Source organism: Janthinobacterium sp. Mn2066 (assembly GCF_049319705.1).
In the GTDB taxonomy this organism is placed as follows: Bacteria; Pseudomonadota; Gammaproteobacteria; order Burkholderiales; family Burkholderiaceae_D; genus Janthinobacterium.
In genome coordinates, this window is record NZ_JBMOUF010000016.1 from 81,491 (window position 1) to 102,126 (window position 20,636).

Sequence of the window (20,636 nt, forward strand, 5' to 3'; positions counted from 1 at the left end):
CCACGCAGGACGTGTTAGGCCGCCGAGTTGTCAAGCGCGACACGCAGTTAGCGTTCCATGTCGTACAGCAAGGGGCCAGGGCGGTTCTGCATTAGCTGACTTGGCGCATGTGACAAGCAAGCTCCTCGGCAGTGAAACGCTTGCGCCATCTGAAAAGCTGATTAGTGTTGATCTTCAATTCGCGGCCAGTCAGCGGCATCGAAGTGTCCGCGACCAACGTGCTCGCTATTGACCTCGTCTCTTTGCTGGCGATAGGGGCCGCGTTTCGCCTTGGTTGTGACTAGTTGAGTTTCTGCCCATAGATAAAATTGTAGACAGAATCGATTTTCATCCCAAATACAATCATAGAGTCGCGCGGTGCTCAAAGAACGATGATAGCGGGCCCATGCTTACGCAGATTCTTCAAGGAGTCAGGCATTTGCTTGGTCGAACGAACCTCGATAGTTGCGGTGATTACACTGATCCACATTGCGTCGGTAATGCACGATAACGTCGGTCTCCTGGAAGACACCTTTTTTGCCAATTCGGCTTGATCGACCCTCTGCAGTGTATCCACGGTAGGCGCCACAACCGGGATGTAGAAGGGGAACGATGGTCCCACAGGTGCCAAGTGTATTAGCCTCACGGGGACGGAGTTCGCCATATTTTTGTAATTAAAACAAAATTTTCCGTTTTGGTAACAGAACTTGTAAAATGGCACGAAACAGGTATCCACGCGCGCTTCTTGCGCGTTCGAAGATGAGCTCACCAGCCTACTTAAAACTTCTTACAAACACGGGTAAGGTTATCTATACCGATGAAGGCCAATCTATTCCCATCTGGGAACTCACGGTCCCGCCCAGTGATGACGCCTGCTTGAAAGATTGGGCGACGCGGTTTCGCCAAAACTACTGCCTTGATTCCGACATAGACGTTCTACGGGATGGTACTGGGCTTACCCGCTCTCAATATCTCTTGGACTTTGCATTTCCCGATGCGAAGGTAGCACCCGGACCGTCTATACGTGCAGGCGACTTTGCGGAACTGTTAATTTCCGACTACGTTGAGCACGTACTTGGGTATTGGGTGCCTCGCGGCAAGTACAGCGAAAAAGAAAGCCGGAACGAATCAGCAAAAGGTGTGGATATTCTTGGGTTCAAGGTTGTCAGCTTGGGGAAGGCAGATCCTAATGATGAGCTGTTAACTTATGAAGTAAAAGCTCAGCTATCGGAAACCGCATCTAACGAAAAACTTCAAGAGGCAATTGACCATTCACACAAAGATTATTTACGTGCAGCCATCTCATTGAACGCAACCAAGCGTCGATTTATCAAAGGTAAGGACGATGAGAAAATTGATTTGATTGCACGGTTTCAAAATAAGGATGACAGGCCCTTCATATATAAATCGGGGGCAGCAGCAATGCTTTCAACTATGGCGTTTGACGAGAAAAAATTGAAATCTTCAACTGTAGTAAATCATGTTAACCAGAAAAACCTACAGCTAATTGTTATCAAGGGTTCTGGCCTAATGACCTTGGCTCATGCTATTTACAAGCGAGCTGCTGATGAAGCCTGAGTTCCGAAGCCAAAATGTTCTAAAGATTACTCGGTCAAAGGGGAAGATGTATGAGTTGGGGATTGATGAATCTCATCATATTGCTATCCCGGGAGGAGTCGAACCGGCTTCACTATTTTTACTGACGATTGGCATTCTTGGCGATTATGCGGCCGAGATAGCTAATGCTCCTGATGCCGAGATCTTTCCGGGCGAAGAACTTCAGTTTGCAGCTAAATTCTTCGACGCATATCTCGCGTCTAGGTTTGATGATGCCCCTGTACAGGATGTTCTTTTATTGGCATCCGCTGCTTACTATCTTGCTGAGCGTCCAGGCAGCAGTTTTGTTCTTGCAAAGAGGCTGGTGAGTGCGCCGGACGATGATATAGTTGAAAATTTTCTGCGGTGGTTGCTGAAGGCAAAGTGGACTGAACCGCTAACTGGTTCCGGCGCATTTTCTGAAAAAATTTACTCCCTTTCTGTCGAGATTTCGAATCATTTTATTTTAGGGTTCCCGGGCGCTGATGCTTTGCACGAATCGTTTTCAACTTTACGGAAGATAGTGTACCAATGGGGAACAGCAAGGAATTTGCTTTTTACTGATTTGGTGGTGGCGGTGGCTGCACTGCGTGTGGAGGCCTCCTCCTGGGAATTGCTCCCTCGTTTCACTGGATTACCCGCCACACTGTGGGCCACTGCGTTGCAGCACCCCCACTTCCCAAAAGAACTTTGGCCATCTCAAGTTTTGTTAGGCATGAACGGCATCTATAACGGTGTCTCAGGATTGGTGCAAATGCCTACCAGCGCGGGAAAAACACGTTCGCTGGAAATTATCTTGAGAAGCGCCTTCCTATCCGGGCGTGCGAAGCTTGCGGTTGTCGTCGTACCTTTCAGGGCTCTATGCCACGAGGTCGGCGGAACACTACGCGAATCGTTTCTATCCGATGATGTAAAAGTCGACGAGCTTAGCGACGCTCTGCAAATGGACTTTATGGCGGAGATAGCTGAAATTTTCGGGGGTGAGGCACCTTCTACAAAATACATCCTGGTTCTTACTCCTGAAAAATTGCTGTATATATTGAGGCAACAGCCCGCTTTGTCCCAGCAAATTGGCCTAGTAGCCTACGACGAAGGCCACCAGTTTGATTCCGGGTCTCGAGGTATCGTGTATGAATTATTGCTGACCGAGTTGAAGGCCATACTTCCGCAAAATGTACAAACCATTCTCATCTCCGCCGTAATTAAAAATGCCGCGCCTGTGGCGAATTGGCTGATTGGCGAGGGTGCCGTTGTAGTTGACGGAACTACACTTTTCCCCACCGCCCGGTCTATCGCGTTCGCGTCTTGGTTGGAGACTGCTGGCCAACTTCGATTCTTCGATGAACGGCCTGTGCGACGGGATAAATTCGACTATTTTGTACCGAGGGTAATCGAACAGCAGGACTTGTTTAGAAAACCGAGAGAAAAGCAACGAAAGTTCCCCGAGAAAGGTAAAGATGCTGCGAAGGATGTTTCGCTGTACTTGGGAATTTCGCTAGTACCTCAAGGAGCTGTGGCTGTCTTTTGCGGGAAAAAAGATACTGCCGAGGGTATGGCTAAGCGAATAGTTGAGGTCTATGCAAGGCAGTATCAGAAGGCCGCCCCAAATAATTTTTCTGACCAAGGTGAAATAAAAGCCATGACCACTTTGATTGGAAAACATTTTGGAGAAGAATCTTATTTATTTAAAGCCGCAGAGTTTGGCTGCTTTGTTCACCATGGCAATACGCCGCATGGTGTTCGGTTAGCAGTTGAATATGGCATGCAGAAAAGCTTGCTGAAATTCGTGATATGTACCTCTACGCTTGCGCAAGGAGTCAATCTTCCGATTAGATACTTAATTGTTTCAAGTATTTACCAAGCGGGTGAACGAATCAAGACTAGAGATTTTCTTAATCTCATCGGACGTGCTGGTCGCGCAGGTATGCATACAGAAGGCTTGGTAATCTTTGCGGACTCATCCGTGATAGACGACACAATAACCAAGTCGTGGCAGTTTGACATGTCAGCTAACCTATTAGCACCTGATAAATCGGAGGACACATCAAGCTCGTTGCTAAGTATTGTTGCGCCCATTCTTGATGAAACTCAAAAATTTACCCTTCCGTTACCATTTTCTGATTTGACTCAATTGCTTGTTGCGACCGATGAGCAAATAAGTCAGTGGGCGCATGTCAAGGCACGCTCGGTTCGAGGATTTACACCCGAGTGGTTAATTAAGCAACTCAAGAAGAAACGTCGGCTCCAGAAATCGCTCGAAAGTTATTTGATGGCGAATCGCGGCTTTGATACTCCGGACGAGTTTCAAAGCCGTGCAGCGGCCCTGGCCGATGCGACTTTAGCTTTTTATATAGCAACGGCTGAACAAAAGGTACAGCTACAGATATTGTTCCGAACCATTGCAATTTACGTGGATAGCGTTGCCCCGCGCCAAGACAAGCAACACGTCTATGCAAAAACATTATTGGGTGTTGCTGACGCCCGTAAAGTTGAAGAATGGGTAGAGCTGAATCGGGAATCGTTGCTTAGCCTCCAAACCAATGGTGAATGGTTGAATAGCATTTGGCCTCTATTTCAGATATTGCTGGACAGTATGTTTTTCCATTCCGTTCTTCCATCAAATATTTCTTATTTGTTGGCTCAGTTGTGGATTAATGCAGCACCCTACTCAGCAATTTTGGGTAGCGCTAAAATGGCGGGTGGAACTCGTCCTTGGGGAGAAGGCGCCAGAAAATTGACCGAGCTTGATATTATGGATTTTTTAGAAAAGCAGTTGTGCTTTGAGTGCTCCTTGATTGTCTCTGCTGTTTCTCAGTTTCTTTTTGGAAATAATTTAATAAGTGAAGAAGCCGCAGTTTTACAGTTTTTCCAGAAGTCGTTGAAGTATGGTCTTGCTGACCGCTTATCGATTTCTATATTTGACGAGGGACTGGCGGATAGAGCAGTGGCAATTGACGTTGCAGAAGCTTTACGGAGCTCTGGCTATAGCGAACAATACTCATCAAATGCTTTTAAAACGCATCGACCGGTCATCGCTGCATCAATTACGCAGTACCCCGCCTACTTCAAAAGTATTTTTGATAATATTAGATAGGAACTTGGACTTGCTATAGCCTAGATTGGTGCGTAATGATAAATTAGCGCGTCATTGTTAAGTTGCATTGAAAATTAATCCAATTTTCCCGTGAATTTGCAATGGAATCCGACCCGCATTAGTAGCACAATTCCACCTGACTTATCGGCAGAATCCATGAGTGCCTGAAAGATCTGGACTATGCAGGGTTAAACGAATGCGTGGTAGCGTTTACCAAGTAATGGAAGGTTGGTCAAACAGAGTAGGGGTAGTTCTGCGAGCAGACGAGCACCTAGTGCAAGTGAGGGGGGAGGGGATAGTGATAAAATGGAAAAGTCGCGGAACAAATCACTATCAAGCTTACCAGCGAGGCTGACGACTCATTGGCAAGGCCATAAGTACTTCCGATGATAATCGTTGGTTTTATCCAGCAACCCTAAGTTGCATCATCTGTGGTGCCATTATCGGATAACCTTAAGATGTCACCAAGATAGTTTTATAGCCAGAGTTCGCTACGTACACTCCCTAATTGCCGGGCTAATTGAGCGACGCATACCCAAATGCGTTCCGGTGAGACGGCTTCCAGGTGTGCCGTTTCCTCGACCGCCATGACCACTACCTGCAGGGGCGTTTCGTCTAGAAAATGCTGTAGGTAGGATATATGGTTTGTCGGCGCCTGTCCGGTAGCCAAGGCCTGTTGTAGCTGCTCGGTAGTAAGCTCACCTCTGTAGCTGACGCTCGCATTTTTTGCCGCCATCCACAAACCGCACTTTTTCTCCCTGGACTTGATCGATGGTGGTGCAAAATTTAGCCCGAGTACCCCCAGTAGATTCACCACGCGGCCGAAACTCAAGTCACGAATGGTTCCTGCCTCCAGTTGCTGCACTGTCTGGCGCGACAGACCGGCCAACCTTCCCAATCGTTGCTGCGTCAACCCAACGGCCAGGCGACGGATGCGGACTGCTTTTCCGACTTCGTAGATATTCATGACCTGCCACTCTATGAATGTATAAAATATTTTACATCCGTTTGCGACCCTCTACGTTTTTAATGTGCTGCTTGAGCATCGTAAGCGTCCTGCCAGAGGGGATCGGACGTGTAGGCGAACCCAGACAGCAGGGGGGCTAGGCGCTATTGGATGCAAATTTATAGTGTAAATCCAGAAAGAGTTGTTTGGGGCGTGCCCGATACCAATTCATCAATCAAACCGATACAGTTAAATTCGGTTGAACTATCGCTGGTCTCCTTGGAGGCAGGATTTCGCTTGGCCGTTGGCCATACACACGAAATCTTACGGTCAATGGGCCTGCTCGATGCAGCGACTGCCACCACACACAATTTGGAGAGTGCATGAGTGCTTTTAACGCTCAAGAGCAAGCTGCGGTTGCCGATGCGGTTGGGTGCATCCATTATTGGTGACGCAACGCTATACCGCGCAGACTGTATCGCGCTGATGTGCACGCTGCCGGACATCCACGGCGTCGTAACCGATCGACCCCGCGGCATTTCCTTCATAGGTAAGCTTAACGGTTCTGAAGATGTAGTAGGACGCCAAAGTGCGGAGAAACGAACGGCTGGGCTTAGAATTTGTCTGCGGTTGGTGCGGGTAAGGTAAGTTGTGTCTAGAGTTTTAGGTAAGCGCGCTGATTCTTTGAGTATCAAATTCACTTCAGAAGCCGTAGCACATTTACTTCAACGGACGGTTGATGATGATTTTTACGGTGGTCTGCTCCACATCTAATTTTACATAATATAAATTATGCGAAGTGTTTGACTGGTCAGAAAATATTTCAGTTTCACCCCTCAGGGCCGGTTCATGATAACCGGCCCTTTCATTTCTAAGTCACATATGCGATTTCCAAACCTACGATACGGCAACCCTACAGAGTTTGCCCACTATGCCATGGGCATCCCCCTTAAAGACCTGGCCCGCATCCTGCGCCGCGACGAGCGCACCGTCAGCGACTGGCTACGTGCTAAAAAGCGCGTCCCCTGGTGGGTGCCCGAGTACATGCGCCTGCGCCAGATGGAACAAGCCGATATCCGGCGCCAGATGAACATGACGGCCATGGATACAAAGATGGGCCTGGTGCGCGGCGAAGTCATCGAACTGGCCGCGCGCCGGCCGAAAAAAGAGCCGCAAGTTACAGACTTGCGGCTCGATGACTTTGACCCGATAACGGCGGCCAATTGATTGTTACGCCTGGCGGATGATGGCTTGATTGATGGCGTCGACAACTTCACGTACAAACGGCTTGATCCGGCTTTTTAAGGCACGATGTTCACCGGATGCACTTGCAAGCGTCACTGTGTAGTGCGTCCGCTGTAGCGAGAGCCAGATTATTCCTGGTAAAAGCACCATGGCCCAGTGCCAGATTGACATATGACCAAAGTTTCCATCTACGCCCCTTGTCAGCACGAAAAATAAAGCCACCATCAAAGCTATCGGCAAAAGTCTGTTTGGTTTCTTGACGCCCAGCTTGACCGAAGTAATCCCACTTATTGCGTGCGTTTCGTCATCCACTATGAAACGGGCATTTGTGACCGTTACCTTGCCATTTGTGTAGTAAGTTGTTTCCGTTGCGCCGTTCATTGTTTCTCCATAGAAATGAGATTCAATGTTATCAAAGAAATAGCTTGCTGTGGCTAGTCTTTAAACACGCCCTTCCAGCGCCGCCACTCTGGCTTCCAGCTTTACCACCCAACGCACGGCGGCCAGGCCTTGCACCAGCACGCCAGATGACAGCAGCACCGGCACAACCGTATTCCAGTCTACGCCTGTCATTTAGCATCAACCGGCGTAGGCAGACCCTTATCACGGATGACGCCCGCCAACGCCCCAGCCACCGCCGATGCGCCATCAACGCAGATATGATATTGCGGCGGCAAAAACGCCTTTGCCACTTGAAACAGCACGCCCAGGCCCGCCCAGGTGGATGCCTCTTTCAGTCGATTCATGGATGCTCCCTATCAATAAAGTATGTTGCCCTGACCATCCTTGACGGTCAGGCTGTTTTGAGAAACGAATGATTGCAGCTTTGGAAAGCGACTCAGGATGAATGCCGCGATCAGCACGCCACCCAGTACGATCAGCGCTTCACGCGCCACTTGCGGCCCCGTAGGGATAATGTCTCTCAGGCTCATAATTGGCGGTCAAAAGCGCCGGTTGTCGGCTTCAATGTGTAATCGGATGCGCTAGGGGTTGTCAGCCAGTCCCAAAAATTTCCTGGAGCTTCTTTTACTGCCTGCACTGGTTCAAGTGCAGCCAGGAATGCGAGTTCTGTGCATGCGCCCATGGCTTTCAATTTGCCATTGGCGTCTATATATGCCCGACACTGGACCGGGTCTCTAATCAGTTCGCTGATAGTCGGAATGCCGATTACCGTGCTGACACCATCAATAACGCCAGTAGCCACACCGCCAGCCAGATCAACCGCCGCATGGCCGAGGTCTTCCCCCACACCCGCAGCCGCACCCTTTTTTTTTACGAGGATCACCACGAACACGGCAGCGGCGGCCACCGCAAGCAGTTTTACTTTGTCAGCGAAATCCATTAGAAGTACCTTACCGATCCGGGATCACCCACACCGCCGTTGAGTAGCTTGTCAATTCCCAGCTGGCCCAGCGCTGAATTGCTGTCATATGGCGCAAAGCTTTGATAATTGGGGATGCCGTCCGTCCAGACAATCGTGCCGGTTTGCGATGGCACTACCGGCGCCTTACCGCTTGGTTTGCTGCCACCCTTGGAAAATACCTTGTACATGGCATATACCAGCCCGAGCGCGGCCACGCCCAGGGCGAGGTTTTGGATATCGGCCGTCTTCATGCCACCACCCCGCCCGCTTGGCGGTATGCCGTTTCCAGCCGCGCCAGCGAGTTTTCGCGCTGGCCGTAGCCTGCGCCTGGCAAGCTGGCCCATTCTTTCTTGCACTTCTCGACGGCCACCGCAAAGCGGCCAGCACGCACGTCATCGAGCGCGCCGCGCTGGCGTATCAGTTCGATGGCCGCCGCATCCTGCGACAGCGGCGAGAAGTCAGGCAGGCCCAGCTTGCCGCGCACACCGTCCCACGTCTTGCGCAGGATTTGATACGCGCCGGCGGCGCTGGAATTGATGCCGAGATTGGGGAGCCACACCAGCGTGCGCGGATGGTCGGCAAAGCTGTTGAACAGCGAGCCGCCCACCAGCGTGCGGTAGCCATCCGGCCCTGCCGTACCTTCGCTCACGCGCAGCATGCCGAGGAAGGCGTACACGTTCGGGTCTGATGCTGCATTGGCTTTATTCATGTCGGTCCATTCCTGTAAAAGTGCGTTTATTTGATCCAGCCAGCTTGGTTCCTCGTAAGGGGCGTCATCCTCCTCCCCGCCCTCGCCTGCCGTTTTGGCGGCGTAGAGCAGCAGGGCAGCGCCGCCAGCCATCAAGGAAACGATCAGCAGGGGCTTGTTCATCACACCACGTTGGTAGCCGCGCTCACCGCCCACTTGTGCGTGACGCCATCACCGCAGTAGATGGCAATTTTGGTGCCGTTGGCATTGATGCAGACCTGACCGAACACACCCGGTGTGTTGTTGGCGACCGGGTATGAAGTGAGAATGCCAACCGGCGTTTCCGGCACGCTGTCGCAATCGACACGTAGCAATTCCCACTTGCCGATCAGCGCCGAGCCGTAGGCGGTTGCCGCCATCAACGGCTTATTGAGAGTGATATCAAAAAGCACGAATTTTCTCGCCAGATAGGCATGGTAGTTGCTGACATCGCCGATAGTCGCCAGCTCAAACGTGATCGGCTGGCGCGTCGTTACGCCGCCCGCCACGACGGCAGGAATGCTGTAGCGAACCGCATTTTTCCCGGTCTGCGAAAACGAGGCGGAAAATGTCTGTACCAGGTCTTTTGTGGCGTTGGTCGACAAATCGACCGACATACTTACGTCGGTTGCCAGCTGCCCCGAATAATTTACATACGGCATTTGACCGGCCACCAGCGGCCGGGCGATTTCCACCACCTGATCATAGAATGTACTGCCGCCCGCAGTGATTACGGCGTTGACCGTGTTGGCGATTTCACGATTCTTTGCCGCGTTCGGATGCGTGCCGTCGTCAGTCTGCGCGCCCGGAATCGAGTGCTGTGGGTCTGTAAAAACATGATCCGTCAGCACCGTATATTGCAGTCCTAGCGACAGGATATAGGCGTTGAAAGCCTGGCGTACATCCTCGCTTCCGCGCGCGTCAAGGCGGCGCGTAGTAGTCATCGGCACAACCACCGCACCATCACCGATTGCGCGCTCGACGTACAGGGCGAACGGATCGCGCAACGGCGCCAGTGGGCGCATCCCGTAGTCATTCAGCCCGGTCTGAATAAACAGGAATGCTGTCCGTCCCGCCGCCACAGCGGCCAGCACGGCCGGGCGCACATTGGCGTTATAGGCGGCCAGCGTGTCAGCCATATTGCGACCCGGCACAGCTGTATGCACAAACTGACCGCCTGCAAACGCCGACATAGTTTTGCAGACCTCTACCCAGCCCGTGCCGCCCGCTGCTGGCGCATTGGTGGATTCGCCGTCAAAAATGAACGTGCGATTTTCTGGGCCGGCTGGCGGCACGATGACAGGCGGATTTTGCTGCAAATGCAACAGCACCTGCTGATAGATTCCAGCGGCCAGGCCGTCCACGTTACCGAAAATAGTGCTCATCGTTTCAATCCTTGAATTTGTAAAAAAGCGGTGTTGTCACTGGCGATTGCGTAGATATGGGCTGCTGCCGCATCGTCCTCAAAATATGTATCACCTGGCTGCAAAATGATCGGGCTACCCATGTTCACGCTTGGTCCACCAATGCAAATCAGGGCCAAGGTACTCATGTTGCGGAAGCGGATTTTCTTCAAATCCGGGTCGTTGCTGACACTGGTGGCGACCAGTCCCACGGCTACCGGCGCCATATCCACGATGGTGCGGCAGTCGTTCTCTACCTGTACCGTGCCGATGTTGATATCGTTATCGAAAGCAACTGAGACAGGATTGCCCGGCCCATTGTTGACGACGACGCCTCCCGGAATGGTGACGGCGGCGCCGTCCACGGTGCCCAACTGCACATCGTTTTCTGACAGGAAAATGCCGATACGGGCATCCACGGCGCTGGTCAGGATCACGCCGTCATACGCTTGCACCAGCCGGAAACCTGCCTTTCGGCGCGGCATGGTGGTGGTCTTGGTCGATCCGGCCAGCAGAATTTCAATGTCCACGCCGTCCGAGTCGCCCACCGTATCGACCAGGATCAAACGCCCGGCGATATCGAGCCGGTGCGGCCGTCCAGCCAGGAGGGGAATACTTTGGTAACTCATGCTCTACCCAATGCTTTAAGGGCCACCACGCCGACAATGGCCATACCTACGGCCACCATCACCTTTTGTTCGCCCGCCTTGGACGTCTTGTAGGCGTCGGCCAGCGTTTCGTTACTGTCGCCGTAGGCGGCCTGTACCGACTTCATTGCATCCGTTGCCACCGCCTGCACCTGGGCGGCACTGGCGGCGGCCGTGTTGGCGGCGCCCTTGGCGATGGCTTCGGCAAAATCGAAGGAACGCCCTACGCTGCCAAAGTCGGTGGTACTGATATTGACGTTGCCGCCCACGCTGGAACGGCTAGTGACCAGATTGACGGAGCCAGTACCGCCTGTAATGCGGTTGTCCTGGCTTTCATTGATCTGGGTTTGACTGCTGTCGCTATCGCTATTGCTTTCGCTCATAGTTTCTTTCTCATCACGTAGGAATCGAGCGTCCAGCCTTGCATGGCCAATTTCTTGACCAAGCCCCGGCGCCTGGTGTTGATCGTCAAGCGGTCTGCGCCCTGGCACTGCTGCGCGATGTAGGGCAGCATGCCGGCCACCAGATCAGTGCCCGGCAAGCCACCAGCGGCGGCGACGATAAACACTTCGCTGCCATGCGCCCGGTGCACGGTCTTCAAGGCGTAGCGCGCCACGACCTGGCCCGCCAGCACCACCTCGAACAGCTCCGCGCCTATCAGCGCCGATTCCATGCCACCCAGGCCGCCCGTGGTGTCGCGGCGCGCATCGAATGCCTTGGCATACGCCGCGCGCGCCGCGTCATCGAGCAGGCCGGTGCGGACTATTGCTTGTTGATCCACCACACCGCCGCCACTGCCAGGCCGATATACAGCCAGTTCACGCTACCGCTGGAAATGTTGCCGGTGCCGTAGCTGACGTTCCAGTCACCACCGGATAAACCGCGTGTGCTGCCGCCGAACGCGCCGTCGCCGCCCTTTGCTGCTGATGTCGCCGATGAACCCATGTTCAGATTCAGCGGTGGCAGGCCGGTCATTGCTGGTGCCATGGCCATGGTTACTTCCGCATCACAAGGAACAGGCCAGCAGCCATCAGGCCCAGCAGCATCAACTTGCGATTGGCCTGGGCCTGCTGCGCTTGATAGCCCAGCATCGTGTTGACGCTGTTGCCCTGGCGATCTGCCAGCTGCAACTGCGTGTCCTGCTGAATCTTCGCGCTGTCTTTCTGGATGGCCCAGTTCAGCCCCTTGTCCAGGAGGTTGAAGATTCCGTTTTGCGTAGCCGTGTCGATGAACTGGCCCGAGCCGTTGCCGGTCGGCGTGTACGATTCCATCGGCTGCGATGCCCACGACACATCTGGCAGTGGCGCCGGACTGTCGGAACCGGCCATGATCGCGTCCAGATTGAAATTGCTGATACTGTCCAGGAGGCTATTTGCCATGATGGCCCCCGATTACGACAGTTTTTTCAGGTCGTCAACGTAGTCGATATACGCCTTGACACTGTCGGGTGCATCGGCCGTCAGGCGCAGCAAGCATTCCTGAATACCTGCCGTGTTCAGCATGTTCATCAGGTTGCCGTCGGCGCAGAAGTCGAGCACAAGGACGTTGGTTTGCGGTACCAGCTTGTTACGCTTTTGCAGGTACTGCATGGAGGCGTTGTCAGCGCGGATGCGTGGCGTGCCATTGGTGCGCAGTTCGGCCTTGGTGACGTGGCCGGTATGGTGCAGCCATACGCGCTTGATCAGGCCACCATTGACGGCCACCGGCAACATCAAGTCGTTTTCGCCCACCATCGTCAGCGGCACGTTGAAATCCTTGCGGCGCAGTACGAACGGGTTTGCGGTCGGGTCACGGTATTCCGCGTCGGCCTTCATGGTGATATTGTCCGGCGCCGTGTCCTTGATCTCGATTTCGAAGGTCAGGGAATTCATCAGGTTACGCGGCACGCTTGCCAAGTACTGCGCCGCCGCGCCACCCTTGGTGTTCGGTTCGGTAAAGTCCAGCGTGATGATGTCCGGATCAACGAACACGCCCTGGTAGGCATCGCGCAGGCCAATCAGCTGGCCGTCATCGACAAAGAATTGCACGCCGTTGACCTTGCCTTCGATGCGGCCGATATGGCTTTTCAGCAGGCCGCCGCCCAATTTCAGGTGGATTTTGTCGAAAGTCGCCTTGTAGGAGATTTTCAGGACAGCAGCAACGCCCTTGCGGACGTTTTGCAGGTCGATCATTTGATCGTAATTGGAACTCATGTTTTCGCCTTAAGTCTGGTTTTGCGCCTTGTGAGCGCTTGCCTGAATTGCCTTTCCCTGGCCTTGTGAGCCGGGTTCAGCCGCCTTGTATTCGATTACGCGCCTGGCAGGTATGGGCCAACGACCGGAATCTTGTAATTTTTCTGGATCAGGGTGGCGACAGCGAAAGCGGCCAGCGCAATCAGCGCCGTGTGCATTACTTGCTTGTTCATGTTCGGATTCTCCGTTGAGGTGACTGCTACAGAAGCCCCGATACTGCCGCCCTACTGCCCTGCCCGCAATGCTCTGTACCGTACCGTTACCGTACGGTACGGTTACAGCTTTTTATTCACCCCCTGACGCACAGAAAGGTCGGGATTTTTGTGGAAATAGTGGAAATTGGGCAGTTTGCGCAACAGCGTCATTGGCTTTACCTGGACGGGCTTGCCGTTCGGCCCCGTCTCATACTCAGCTTGCAGGCCCAGCGAATCGGCCATCACCTTGGCGTCGGCATCGTAGTTGACCCGGTAACAGCGAATTTCCGTGCAGTTTCCCAGGAAGTCCTTGTCGATGTTGGCCGGGCGCTGGCTGGTGCCGATGATGGTCAAGCCTTGGTGCCGGCCAGCCGTAGACAGGTTTTTCCAGGCGGGCGGCGCCCAGCTAGCCATGGTGACGCGGGACAGTTCCTCGACCAGCACATGCGCGCCTTCGATTTCCCACACGCACCGGCAGAACAGATCAAACTGCTTTTTTACGTCCGCATCCTTGCCAGTCGGCACGTAGACGATGGCTTTCGTGCCCGCCTTGATCTGCGCCACCAGTTCGGAGATTTTCCCCGTTACGACCGTGCCGCCACAGAATGCCGCGTAGTTGTCCGTTTTTTCCAGTGGCGACCAGATCAGCAGCCGCTTGTAGCGCTTGAGTAGTTCGCCCTTGATGTAGGAAGACTTGCCGGTGCCGGACGCGCCAATCACAGCGATGATCTGCGCCTTGTTCTTGGTGCCCTGGTTAGGTTGGTTCACTGAAATTTCCCGGTGGCAGGTTCATCGGATTGACCGGCTCTGACGCGTCCTGCGCCCCCGCCACGCCGTCAACGGTGCGCGCCTTGTCCTTGGCCTCGGCAATCGCCTTGTGCGCCTTGAAGGCCCGCACAGTCGGCACGATCAGCGGTAGCGAGGCGGCCACCAGCATGAATTCCGGCGTCCATTTGCCAATCGACTCGGCAGCATCCCAGTTGTATTTCTTTGCCACTGCGTCCATGCCCTGCCCCCACGCCGCGCACGCTTCTGGCGTATAGGCGTCTTTCAGTTCCGGCATGGCCATGGCCAGCAGGCCACCGAGCGCGTGCGGAATCTGCGCCCAAATGGCCGCTTGATCGATTTCCGGTTCAGGGGGATTGAGGATGGCGTCTTGTTTCGCCTCAGCTTCGGCCTCGCTGCCCGCCGCTTCGATGGCGATCATGTCCAGCGCGTCCAGCTGGCCGCCTGGTGGCGCTTCGTGCGCGCCTGGTTCGTTCAGATCAGGCATTGGATGCCCCCAACAGTGGTTGCCAAAAGCTGGGCTTTGCAGCGGGAGGGGCCGTCGCCACGTCGGGCTTTGCCAGCACAGGGGCCGCCTTTGCCGCGACTGGTGGACGCGGTGCGGGCGCTACCGGCGTCGGCGCTTGTGGCGCTGCCGGTTCCTGTACCGTTACGGTAGGGACGGTAACGGGGCGCATGCGCGCCTTTAGCTGGTCGGACTGGTGGTTACTGCGCGTGATGCCCTGCCACGAACATGCAAACTTGCAGTGAATGTAGGCGCGCTCGTTCTTGTCTGGCTTCACTTCCGCGCCGGTATGGCCGCAGATGGGGCAATCCACATGCCCGATGGTAGGTTTGATCGACATTTCATCCTCTTGCACGCCGCCCGGTAAGGCGGCGCGCTCAGGTGCCACGGCCCGGCCTCATGAGCCAGGTGCAGCGGGTTAAAAAAGTTACTCGGCGGCCGGTGTCGTCGCGTGGTCCAGCGCCGATTCCAGCGCTTCTACACGGCCCGCCAGTTCGGTCAGCACTTTTTCCAGTGCCACGGGGCCAGTTGCCGCGAACGCTTCGCGGATTTTTACTACCAGGGTCTTTTCGTTCATTTTGTAACTTTCATCAGGTCTTGCCATTGCAGATGGATTGCCAGTTTGCGAAAAAACGTCTTCGCCGGGCCTGGCAAGAAAAACCCGTACTGCCGGTACAACGCGACGGCCTCGCGCTCAAGCGTCTGGCCTTGTTCTGTCTGCGACATCAATGCCCCTCTGGATATTTACGCTGCAAGTGCAGCAGATGGGCGCTTGGCGCGCCCGCTGGGCGTTTCTTGTGGTGCTGATACAGCGCCACCTGGTCTACCTTGGCGCACGGTGCGCCAGTGTCAGGGTCAAAACTCCGTCCAGCATCGAAGGACGGAGCAAAATTTTTATTTTTAGCCTGGTACGGTGCCGGTGCTTTGGCTGGGCGCGTACACTTATTTACACCAGTCCGAGGAACGGCAAAGGCCACCCCGGTGCCGGCGCGGTCTATCGTCCACTGGTATCGGGTCGATTCGTAGACCGCATGCGGCTGCGCCGCCAAGTACACGCCCACGGGCCTGTGCGCGTCCACCAGCTCATACCGCCCTTTCATGGACTCTTCCCGCTTGGCCAGCTTGATCGTGGCATGGCGCCCGCATTGCGGCCCGCCCATGGCCCAAATGAAGCGGGCGTAATCTGCCTGCTGCGCCACGGCCGGATTGTCGGACTCGATCTTTTGCGCCGCCTGGCAGGCCTCGCGGATCGCTTCCGGCGCGTGCTGCACCGATTCGGCCGACAGCCGGCGCACCTCGCGCCACACGCCCACCGGCACGCCGCCAATCTGCTGAAACTGGCGAATACCCCACACCTGTGACCAGTACGTGACGCGCTGGGATGCGGTGAATTCCATGTTGCCGAACAAGTCAGGCGCGATGATGTACGTTTGGCCGTTTTCGAACACCTTGTGATCGCCCACGCCGGCGCCGTCAATGTTCTTGCTGACGTACTTGGCGATGTAGCCGGCCGCCGTGCCCTTCCCCGCCTCGATATTGACCAGCTTGACGCGGTTTTTCGCCGCGCCCGCCTCGTCGCTGTCTTCGGCCAGGGCGTATGCATGAATGACGGCCTCCATTGCGGCCTGCTGGGCCGGCGCCACGAACAGCAGCATGTGCCAGTGCGGGCACCCGTCCGTGTGCGGCTCAGCGATGCGGAAGCCGTAGGGCTGGATACCGATACGGTGCAGCGCGGAACGGATGGCGGCCCACACCTTGACCAGATAGGCCTGCGCCTGGCGCGGCGTGGCGCCGTTGTATTTCTCGTTCGTGCCGCCCACCGAGTGGTATTTGCTGGGGCATGTGATCGTCCAGAACATGCCGACGTGGCGCAGCTTGTCGGCCACCTCTTCGAAGCCGCGTATGCGCAGCATCAATTCGCCGCGGCGAATCGTTTTGTTACCCGTGCCCAGCGCGGCCAGTTCGGCCAGGCTGTAGACGTCGCCGTTTTCATTGGTGGCCGTGCAGGATTCCAGCAATTTCTGGTTTGCGTGGTTTTGCGCCGCCTGCGCCATGGCCGTCTCGCGGCTTACGTAGGGATCGGCGCGCACGTGGGTCAGGCCCAGCTGGATCGAGGTATGTTCGAAGCGGCGCAGCAGTTCCTTGCGCAGCCGGCCGCGCCACCAGCCCTTGTCCACGGCGCGGGCGATGAAGCCGCCCAGCGTGCCGGCCACCGGCACGGCCACGCCACGCCGCGCGCACACTTCGGCAATACCGGCTTCGATGCCGTCGGCAGTCTGCACGCGTTCGCACACCATGTAGCACTCGCGCGCGGCCTGCACGGCGGCGACGGCGATTGCGGCCGGCCCTGTCATGACGCCGTATTGATCGGCCAGCGGCAGGCGCTCGTCGTCCGCCAGCACCTGATCGACCACGCGCTGACGCCGTTCGCTCAGCCCGCCGAACAGGCGATGCACAGCGTTTGCCATGCGCGACGGGATACCCATGCTCAGCATCAATGCGCCTTGCCCGTGGCGCCAGGCATGCGCCCGCCGTTCATGCACTTTTGCGCTACGTCCAGATTAGCGCGCAGCTTGTCGATTTCGATCCAGATGCGGCCGCGCTCAAGCGCATCGAACGTGTGGAGCGCCTGGCCGGCGCGCTCTTTCGGCATGCGCGCCGACATAACGGCCACCATGCGGGCGGCCAGCGGCAGTCGCATCCAGTACGCGGCGCGCACGGCCTCGACGTCGGCCGGCGTGGCGATCATGGCCAGTACAGCGGCAGAGCGCTCCATGCGCACCTCGCGCGGCGTGGCGTTGATCTGCGCGCACACGGCATCCATATCGGCAAGAAACGCCTTCGTTTCAAGTTCCTGCTTTGTCAGCTGGGGGCCAGCGACGGCGGCCACGGCCACCAGTTCATGGGCAAGGTGTCTCATAGCGCCTCAGTCCGTGCAACCGCAGTCGGTCAGCGCGTCATCGAACGGGAAAAGCTCCCCGTGATTCATCGCCATGTCATACATCGCCTGATAACTTGGCCGATCCTTGCGAAACCATCCTCCAGCACCCGATCCGGACGCCTGGGCGTTCTTTTCCTGCTGTATCCACCACAGCGCGCGACTTGGCTTCTCACGGATCAGGGATAACACTTGCTTGCCGCCCTTAAGGAAGCACAGATCACAGTTTCCGTGCATCGTCTTGCCGCTCATGTTCGGCAGGCCCAAGTCAAAATCCTGCGCCGCCCAAAATGCGGTAACGTCAGCCACGCTCAGGCCGGCCACGGCCAGCGGCGCCTCTTTCACCTCATGCTTGCCGTAATCCTGATTCGACAGCCGCGCCACGCGCACGGGCTCGTCGGCGCGCATGCCTATAAACGTTGTCCACTCGACCAGGCCTATCGATTTCAAATAGCGCTGCATCGGGCGCACCTTGAGTTCCGCCGTGCAAAAGCGCGCTACAGGGTTCGGCAGGAATTTCTTTTCATGGTGCAGATCCTCGAACGGCTCACCGTTGCGGCTGGCCGTCACAAAGTCCACGACGGCAAATTCTTTGCCGCGCGCTTCGTTGCGTGGGCGGTTTTCGATCCATACGATAGGAACTCCCCAGCGCTCCCCGCAGTCGCGCACGAATTCCAGCGTAGCCTCTTCTTCCTTGCCGGTGTTTGCGAAGCAGACCACGACGTCACCCGGCAGCTTGCCGCCGTGCGCCTGGATGGTGAGATACAGCATCATGCCGCTGGTGCGGCCGCCGCTGAACGAGATAACGCCCGGCCCGTCAAACAGGAATGGGCTTTTCATGCTGAGAATTCCGCCAGGGCGATGCGCAAGGAGGCCAGGCGTTCCAATGACACCCCGGCCACGCCCGCCTCTGTGATTCTCTCCAAATTCGCGATTTCCAGGCGGACGGCCAATTCGATTTGAACGAATGACCCCGTGGAAATGGTGATTGTTTTGTAATAAATTGTGTCCGACATGGTGGCCTCCCCAGGCTGTTTTACGTCCCCGGCAAAGGAGTCAAGCGGCCCGCGAAAGCGGCATTGCCTGGGGAGCGTGATGGAATACCGCTCGACAGGCCACAATGTATGTGAGTCGATGCCTCACTGTCAAGCGATGAATGACGGTTGCGTGATAGCTGACACTTCACTATCCTTAGAACAAATGTCCATCAGACCTCTGACGCGACTAGCCCTGGGAGAGCTAAATGTTAAAAAAATGTGTTGCGGCGCTTGCGCTGCTTTTTCCGCTTGTCTCGCATGCTGCCTATAAGGTGGACATGAATTGCTCCGCATCAGTTAGGGATTTCTTTGGCCCCCTGGTTCAGCAAAGCATTATCTTGTCCAAGCCCATTCAAATAATTCCTGATAGCTCTGTTAATTTCTTTTCACTTGCACCCGGCCAACAAATGACCGTTTATGGCATTCCCGTAGTTGCGGTTTTTGGCTTTGCAGATGAGCCTCTTTTATTCATAAGGAAAACCAATAATATGGGCTACATCTATGGTGTCCTCGTCCGAGAGAAGGTTGCAGACGTGCGCGCTCAACTCGATACTTTTGGAGCGACCAAGGCAAGGGCCGCTCTTACGAAAGATGGCCTTACCGCTATCGCATGCGAAGGAGAGTAAAAATGAAAACATCTGAATATCTCGATGCAGTCAAGAAAGCCCTGGCTCTGCCGTCAGACTATGCGGTATCTAAAGTGCTTGGAATCACCCGTGAGTCAGTTAGCGCGTTGCGCAATGGCAAGAATGGTATGGGTATCGAAACTTGCATGAAGATCGCAGAAATACTGCAAGTCGATGAGCACATTGTGTACGCTGACACTCAAATCGAACGTGCCAAGACGCCTGAAATGGTCAACTTTTGGCGCTCTATTTCTGAAAAGTTTTCAATGTCTTTTAATTCACTGTTATTGGGCGCTGGCCCGCGTCGAATCTCACTCTTGACGCGCTGATAACAGTTGCAGGCCAGTTAAGCACTTTATAAATTATGCGAAGCGATGGTAGTTAACTAGCTGTTGCGTATTTTTCTCAAGTACCAAATCGCATACCCGATTAATGGTATGTTTAAGTGTTGCGGCGAACTTAGGATGCTGATGCTAATTTAACTTGCCGATTCGCACATCCCTTCGAGCCTTTCCGGTCCCGTTCTGGTTGACCGGCATGGTCTGCCGCGCTATTGGGCTGTCGTATGGTCAGCCGCAGTCACTGGCGCCTTGGCCGATTCGACACACGTCAAGAAGCTGCGCTATATCGAGAACCTGTACCAACACGCCGATGAACTATGTGGGCATGGTTCACTGGACGATGCGCTCGGCACATTGAATGACTGCCTCCTGGCTGACATGCTTGAATCATGGTTCATTTCCATCCGCAATCAAGCCGTAACGACTGAAGCTGATGAGACACGCTGGCAAGTAGGATTTGGTTTCGTGACCTCGATTGTGTCTTGGATAGCAAAAAGCGACACTCACAAGACATTGCGCCTGATCGAAAGCCGACTTCATCAACTGTCAGTCCTATACGGCCAATTTCGCGTGAAGAAGCGAAACACGCCAGAAATGCTCCGTTCGCTGCCGGCGTCTACCGTTGAGGTGTTGTATCAGATCCTAGACCCCGAATCCGGTAATCCCCCCGCCAAATGATCGCGTTTAAAAGTAGAATTTTCCAAATTCAGATTTTTGAAAGTTCTGCATGAAGACGTCCCGTTTTACCGATAGCCAGATCATCGCCATCCTCAAGCAAGCCGAGGGCGGCTCACCAGTCCCTGAGCTATGCCGCGAGCACGGCATCAGCAATGCCACGTTCTACAAATGGCGCTCCAAGTTCGGCGGCATGGACGCCTCGCTGATGGCCCGCATGAAAGAGCTGGAGGACGAAAACCGGCGCCTGAAGAAGATGTATGCCGAGGAGCGCTTGAAAGCCGAGATCGTCGCGGAGGCCCT

30 protein-coding genes are annotated in these 20,636 nt (G+C 55.1%); 7 read left to right on the forward strand and 23 right to left on the reverse strand.

What is annotated here, in order from left to right:
• Positions 1-738: 738 nt before the first annotated feature.
• Positions 739-1,557: a Hachiman antiphage defense system protein HamA gene (locus ACL9RI_RS25355; protein ID WP_422729243.1), complete on the forward strand. Its 819-nt coding sequence runs from the start codon at positions 739-741 to the stop codon at positions 1,555-1,557.
• Positions 1,523-4,669, forward strand: a complete 3,147-nt coding sequence (locus tag ACL9RI_RS25360) for a DEAD/DEAH box helicase (RefSeq protein ID WP_422729244.1) — start codon at positions 1,523-1,525, stop codon at positions 4,667-4,669. The genes ACL9RI_RS25355 and ACL9RI_RS25360 overlap by 35 nt, the downstream gene beginning before the upstream one ends.
• Positions 4,670-5,144: 475 nt before the next feature.
• Here the strand turns inward: ACL9RI_RS25360 and ACL9RI_RS25365 are convergent, their stop codons facing one another.
• Complete coding sequence (locus ACL9RI_RS25365; protein WP_422729245.1) at positions 5,145-5,636, reverse strand: helix-turn-helix domain-containing protein; 492 nt, start codon at positions 5,634-5,636, stop codon at positions 5,145-5,147.
• 915 nt (positions 5,637-6,551) lie between these two features.
• On the opposite strand from ACL9RI_RS25365, the gene ACL9RI_RS25370 reads away from it, so the two are divergent.
• On the forward strand, positions 6,552-6,842 hold the full coding sequence (locus ACL9RI_RS25370; RefSeq protein WP_422729246.1) for a hypothetical protein: 291 nt from the start codon (positions 6,552-6,554) through the stop codon (positions 6,840-6,842).
• 3 nt (positions 6,843-6,845) lie between these two features.
• Here the strand turns inward: ACL9RI_RS25370 and ACL9RI_RS25375 are convergent, their stop codons facing one another.
• The 22 genes from ACL9RI_RS25375 to ACL9RI_RS25480 form a co-directional block, all read right to left on the reverse strand.
• Positions 6,846-7,241: a DUF6232 family protein gene (locus ACL9RI_RS25375; RefSeq protein ID WP_422729247.1), complete on the reverse strand. Its 396-nt coding sequence runs from the start codon at positions 7,239-7,241 to the stop codon at positions 6,846-6,848.
• A 60-nt stretch (positions 7,242-7,301) separates the two neighbouring features.
• Entirely contained in the window at positions 7,302-7,433 is a 132-nt protein-coding gene (locus ACL9RI_RS25380; RefSeq protein WP_422729248.1) for a hypothetical protein, read from the reverse strand.
• Positions 7,430-7,606, reverse strand: coding sequence for a hypothetical protein (locus ACL9RI_RS25385; protein ID WP_422729249.1), 177 nt, complete (start codon positions 7,604-7,606; stop codon positions 7,430-7,432). The genes ACL9RI_RS25380 and ACL9RI_RS25385 overlap by 4 nt, the downstream gene beginning before the upstream one ends.
• Positions 7,607-7,618: 12 nt before the next feature.
• Positions 7,619-7,792, reverse strand: a complete 174-nt coding sequence (locus ACL9RI_RS25390) for a hypothetical protein (RefSeq protein ID WP_422729250.1) — start codon at positions 7,790-7,792, stop codon at positions 7,619-7,621.
• Positions 7,789-8,202: a hypothetical protein gene (locus ACL9RI_RS25395; RefSeq protein WP_422729251.1), complete on the reverse strand. Its 414-nt coding sequence runs from the start codon at positions 8,200-8,202 to the stop codon at positions 7,789-7,791. The genes ACL9RI_RS25390 and ACL9RI_RS25395 overlap by 4 nt, the downstream gene beginning before the upstream one ends.
• Positions 8,202-8,474: a hypothetical protein gene (locus tag ACL9RI_RS25400; RefSeq protein ID WP_422729252.1), complete on the reverse strand. Its 273-nt coding sequence runs from the start codon at positions 8,472-8,474 to the stop codon at positions 8,202-8,204. Before ACL9RI_RS25400 ends, ACL9RI_RS25395 begins: the two co-directional genes overlap by 1 nt.
• Positions 8,471-9,094: a glycoside hydrolase family 104 protein gene (locus ACL9RI_RS25405; RefSeq protein WP_422729253.1), complete on the reverse strand. Its 624-nt coding sequence runs from the start codon at positions 9,092-9,094 to the stop codon at positions 8,471-8,473. The genes ACL9RI_RS25400 and ACL9RI_RS25405 overlap by 4 nt, the downstream gene beginning before the upstream one ends.
• Positions 9,094-10,335: an SGNH/GDSL hydrolase family protein gene (locus tag ACL9RI_RS25410; protein ID WP_422729254.1), complete on the reverse strand. Its 1,242-nt coding sequence runs from the start codon at positions 10,333-10,335 to the stop codon at positions 9,094-9,096. The genes ACL9RI_RS25405 and ACL9RI_RS25410 overlap by 1 nt, the downstream gene beginning before the upstream one ends.
• Positions 10,332-10,982, reverse strand: coding sequence for a hypothetical protein (locus tag ACL9RI_RS25415; RefSeq protein WP_422729255.1), 651 nt, complete (start codon positions 10,980-10,982; stop codon positions 10,332-10,334). The genes ACL9RI_RS25410 and ACL9RI_RS25415 overlap by 4 nt, the downstream gene beginning before the upstream one ends.
• A complete protein-coding gene (locus ACL9RI_RS25420) occupies positions 10,979-11,383 on the reverse strand; it encodes a hypothetical protein (RefSeq protein ID WP_422729256.1) in 405 nt (134 codons plus the stop codon). Before ACL9RI_RS25420 ends, ACL9RI_RS25415 begins: the two co-directional genes overlap by 4 nt.
• Positions 11,380-11,781 carry a hypothetical protein gene (locus ACL9RI_RS25425; RefSeq protein WP_422729257.1) on the reverse strand — a complete coding sequence of 134 codons (402 nt, stop codon included), beginning with the start codon at positions 11,779-11,781 and terminating at the stop codon, positions 11,380-11,382. The genes ACL9RI_RS25420 and ACL9RI_RS25425 overlap by 4 nt, the downstream gene beginning before the upstream one ends.
• Positions 11,763-11,993: a hypothetical protein gene (locus ACL9RI_RS25430; protein WP_422729258.1), complete on the reverse strand. Its 231-nt coding sequence runs from the start codon at positions 11,991-11,993 to the stop codon at positions 11,763-11,765. Before ACL9RI_RS25430 ends, ACL9RI_RS25425 begins: the two co-directional genes overlap by 19 nt.
• A gap of 2 nt (positions 11,994-11,995) precedes the next feature.
• A complete protein-coding gene (locus ACL9RI_RS25435) occupies positions 11,996-12,379 on the reverse strand; it encodes a hypothetical protein (RefSeq protein WP_422729259.1) in 384 nt (127 codons plus the stop codon).
• 12 nt (positions 12,380-12,391) lie between these two features.
• Complete coding sequence (locus tag ACL9RI_RS25440) at positions 12,392-13,192, reverse strand: major capsid protein P2 (protein ID WP_422729260.1); 801 nt, start codon at positions 13,190-13,192, stop codon at positions 12,392-12,394.
• A gap of 314 nt (positions 13,193-13,506) precedes the next feature.
• Positions 13,507-14,193, reverse strand: a complete 687-nt coding sequence (locus tag ACL9RI_RS25445; protein ID WP_422729261.1) for a hypothetical protein — start codon at positions 14,191-14,193, stop codon at positions 13,507-13,509.
• On the reverse strand, positions 14,180-14,698 hold the full coding sequence (locus tag ACL9RI_RS25450) for a hypothetical protein (protein WP_422729262.1): 519 nt from the start codon (positions 14,696-14,698) through the stop codon (positions 14,180-14,182). The genes ACL9RI_RS25445 and ACL9RI_RS25450 overlap by 14 nt, the downstream gene beginning before the upstream one ends.
• A 445-nt stretch (positions 14,699-15,143) precedes the next feature.
• Positions 15,144-15,293, reverse strand: coding sequence for a hypothetical protein (locus tag ACL9RI_RS25455; protein WP_422729263.1), 150 nt, complete (start codon positions 15,291-15,293; stop codon positions 15,144-15,146).
• Complete coding sequence (locus tag ACL9RI_RS25460; protein WP_422729264.1) at positions 15,290-15,442, reverse strand: hypothetical protein; 153 nt, start codon at positions 15,440-15,442, stop codon at positions 15,290-15,292. The genes ACL9RI_RS25455 and ACL9RI_RS25460 overlap by 4 nt, the downstream gene beginning before the upstream one ends.
• Positions 15,442-17,211: a replication endonuclease gene (locus tag ACL9RI_RS25465; RefSeq protein WP_422729265.1), complete on the reverse strand. Its 1,770-nt coding sequence runs from the start codon at positions 17,209-17,211 to the stop codon at positions 15,442-15,444. Before ACL9RI_RS25465 ends, ACL9RI_RS25460 begins: the two co-directional genes overlap by 1 nt.
• Positions 17,211-17,636 (reverse strand): hypothetical protein, encoded by a 426-nt coding sequence (locus tag ACL9RI_RS25470; protein ID WP_422729266.1) that lies wholly within the window; start codon positions 17,634-17,636, stop codon positions 17,211-17,213. Before ACL9RI_RS25470 ends, ACL9RI_RS25465 begins: the two co-directional genes overlap by 1 nt.
• 6 nt (positions 17,637-17,642) lie before the next feature.
• Complete coding sequence (locus ACL9RI_RS25475; protein ID WP_422729267.1) at positions 17,643-18,494, reverse strand: phosphoadenosine phosphosulfate reductase family protein; 852 nt, start codon at positions 18,492-18,494, stop codon at positions 17,643-17,645.
• The gene (locus ACL9RI_RS25480; RefSeq protein ID WP_422729268.1) at positions 18,491-18,670 is read right to left on the reverse strand and encodes a hypothetical protein; all 180 of its coding nucleotides are present in this window, start codon (positions 18,668-18,670) and stop codon (positions 18,491-18,493) included. Before ACL9RI_RS25480 ends, ACL9RI_RS25475 begins: the two co-directional genes overlap by 4 nt.
• 227 nt (positions 18,671-18,897) lie before the next feature.
• On the opposite strand from ACL9RI_RS25480, the gene ACL9RI_RS25485 reads away from it, so the two are divergent.
• The 4 genes from ACL9RI_RS25485 to ACL9RI_RS25500 all read left to right on the forward strand — a co-directional run.
• Positions 18,898-19,317 carry a hypothetical protein gene (locus ACL9RI_RS25485; RefSeq protein ID WP_422729269.1) on the forward strand — a complete coding sequence of 140 codons (420 nt, stop codon included), beginning with the start codon at positions 18,898-18,900 and terminating at the stop codon, positions 19,315-19,317.
• A gap of 2 nt (positions 19,318-19,319) precedes the next feature.
• Positions 19,320-19,646, forward strand: coding sequence for a helix-turn-helix domain-containing protein (locus ACL9RI_RS25490; protein ID WP_422729270.1), 327 nt, complete (start codon positions 19,320-19,322; stop codon positions 19,644-19,646).
• Between the two features lie 261 nt (positions 19,647-19,907).
• Positions 19,908-20,336, forward strand: coding sequence for a hypothetical protein (locus tag ACL9RI_RS25495; RefSeq protein WP_422729271.1), 429 nt, complete (start codon positions 19,908-19,910; stop codon positions 20,334-20,336).
• Positions 20,337-20,385: 49 nt separating this feature from the next.
• On the forward strand, positions 20,386-20,636 hold a 251-nt coding region (locus tag ACL9RI_RS25500), incomplete at its 3' end, for a transposase (protein WP_422729272.1).

What these genes read in the sequence shown, in the direction of transcription:
- ACL9RI_RS25390 (WP_422729250.1), bottom strand. Translation starts at nt 7,792, where the DNA reads ATGAGCCTGAGAGACATTATCCCTACGGGGCCGCAAGTGGCGCGTGAA.
- ACL9RI_RS25405 (WP_422729253.1), bottom strand. Translation starts at nt 9,094, where the DNA reads ATGAACAAGCCCCTGCTGATCGTTTCCTTGATGGCTGGCGGCGCTGCC.
- ACL9RI_RS25440 (WP_422729260.1), bottom strand. Translation starts at nt 13,192, where the DNA reads ATGAGTTCCAATTACGATCAAATGATCGACCTGCAAAACGTCCGCAAG.
- ACL9RI_RS25400 (WP_422729252.1), bottom strand. Translation starts at nt 8,474, where the DNA reads ATGAAGACGGCCGATATCCAAAACCTCGCCCTGGGCGTGGCCGCGCTC.
- ACL9RI_RS25460 (WP_422729264.1), bottom strand. Translation starts at nt 15,442, where the DNA reads ATGTCGCAGACAGAACAAGGCCAGACGCTTGAGCGCGAGGCCGTCGCG.
- ACL9RI_RS25480 (WP_422729268.1), bottom strand. Translation starts at nt 18,670, where the DNA reads ATGTCGGACACAATTTATTACAAAACAATCACCATTTCCACGGGGTCA.
- ACL9RI_RS25455 (WP_422729263.1), bottom strand. Translation starts at nt 15,293, where the DNA reads ATGAACGAAAAGACCCTGGTAGTAAAAATCCGCGAAGCGTTCGCGGCA.
- ACL9RI_RS25360 (WP_422729244.1), top strand. Translation starts at nt 1,523, where the DNA reads ATGCTATTTACAAGCGAGCTGCTGATGAAGCCTGAGTTCCGAAGCCAA.
- ACL9RI_RS25415 (WP_422729255.1), bottom strand. Translation starts at nt 10,982, where the DNA reads ATGAGTTACCAAAGTATTCCCCTCCTGGCTGGACGGCCGCACCGGCTC.
- ACL9RI_RS25355 (WP_422729243.1), top strand. Translation starts at nt 739, where the DNA reads ATGAGCTCACCAGCCTACTTAAAACTTCTTACAAACACGGGTAAGGTT.
- ACL9RI_RS25475 (WP_422729267.1), bottom strand. Translation starts at nt 18,494, where the DNA reads ATGAAAAGCCCATTCCTGTTTGACGGGCCGGGCGTTATCTCGTTCAGC.
- ACL9RI_RS25465 (WP_422729265.1), bottom strand. Translation starts at nt 17,211, where the DNA reads ATGCTGAGCATGGGTATCCCGTCGCGCATGGCAAACGCTGTGCATCGC.
- ACL9RI_RS25435 (WP_422729259.1), bottom strand. Translation starts at nt 12,379, where the DNA reads ATGGCAAATAGCCTCCTGGACAGTATCAGCAATTTCAATCTGGACGCG.
- ACL9RI_RS25370 (WP_422729246.1), top strand. Translation starts at nt 6,552, where the DNA reads ATGGGCATCCCCCTTAAAGACCTGGCCCGCATCCTGCGCCGCGACGAG.
- ACL9RI_RS25490 (WP_422729270.1), top strand. Translation starts at nt 19,320, where the DNA reads ATGAAAACATCTGAATATCTCGATGCAGTCAAGAAAGCCCTGGCTCTG.
- ACL9RI_RS25420 (WP_422729256.1), bottom strand. Translation starts at nt 11,383, where the DNA reads ATGAGCGAAAGCAATAGCGATAGCGACAGCAGTCAAACCCAGATCAAT.
- ACL9RI_RS25365 (WP_422729245.1), bottom strand. Translation starts at nt 5,636, where the DNA reads ATGAATATCTACGAAGTCGGAAAAGCAGTCCGCATCCGTCGCCTGGCC.
- ACL9RI_RS25450 (WP_422729262.1), bottom strand. Translation starts at nt 14,698, where the DNA reads ATGCCTGATCTGAACGAACCAGGCGCGCACGAAGCGCCACCAGGCGGC.
- ACL9RI_RS25430 (WP_422729258.1), bottom strand. Translation starts at nt 11,993, where the DNA reads ATGGCCATGGCACCAGCAATGACCGGCCTGCCACCGCTGAATCTGAAC.
- ACL9RI_RS25485 (WP_422729269.1), top strand. Translation starts at nt 18,898, where the DNA reads ATGTTAAAAAAATGTGTTGCGGCGCTTGCGCTGCTTTTTCCGCTTGTC.
- ACL9RI_RS25470 (WP_422729266.1), bottom strand. Translation starts at nt 17,636, where the DNA reads ATGAGACACCTTGCCCATGAACTGGTGGCCGTGGCCGCCGTCGCTGGC.
- ACL9RI_RS25395 (WP_422729251.1), bottom strand. Translation starts at nt 8,202, where the DNA reads ATGGATTTCGCTGACAAAGTAAAACTGCTTGCGGTGGCCGCCGCTGCC.
- ACL9RI_RS25385 (WP_422729249.1), bottom strand. Translation starts at nt 7,606, where the DNA reads ATGAATCGACTGAAAGAGGCATCCACCTGGGCGGGCCTGGGCGTGCTG.
- ACL9RI_RS25410 (WP_422729254.1), bottom strand. Translation starts at nt 10,335, where the DNA reads ATGAGCACTATTTTCGGTAACGTGGACGGCCTGGCCGCTGGAATCTAT.
- ACL9RI_RS25380 (WP_422729248.1), bottom strand. Translation starts at nt 7,433, where the DNA reads ATGACAGGCGTAGACTGGAATACGGTTGTGCCGGTGCTGCTGTCATCT.
- ACL9RI_RS25375 (WP_422729247.1), bottom strand. Translation starts at nt 7,241, where the DNA reads ATGAACGGCGCAACGGAAACAACTTACTACACAAATGGCAAGGTAACG.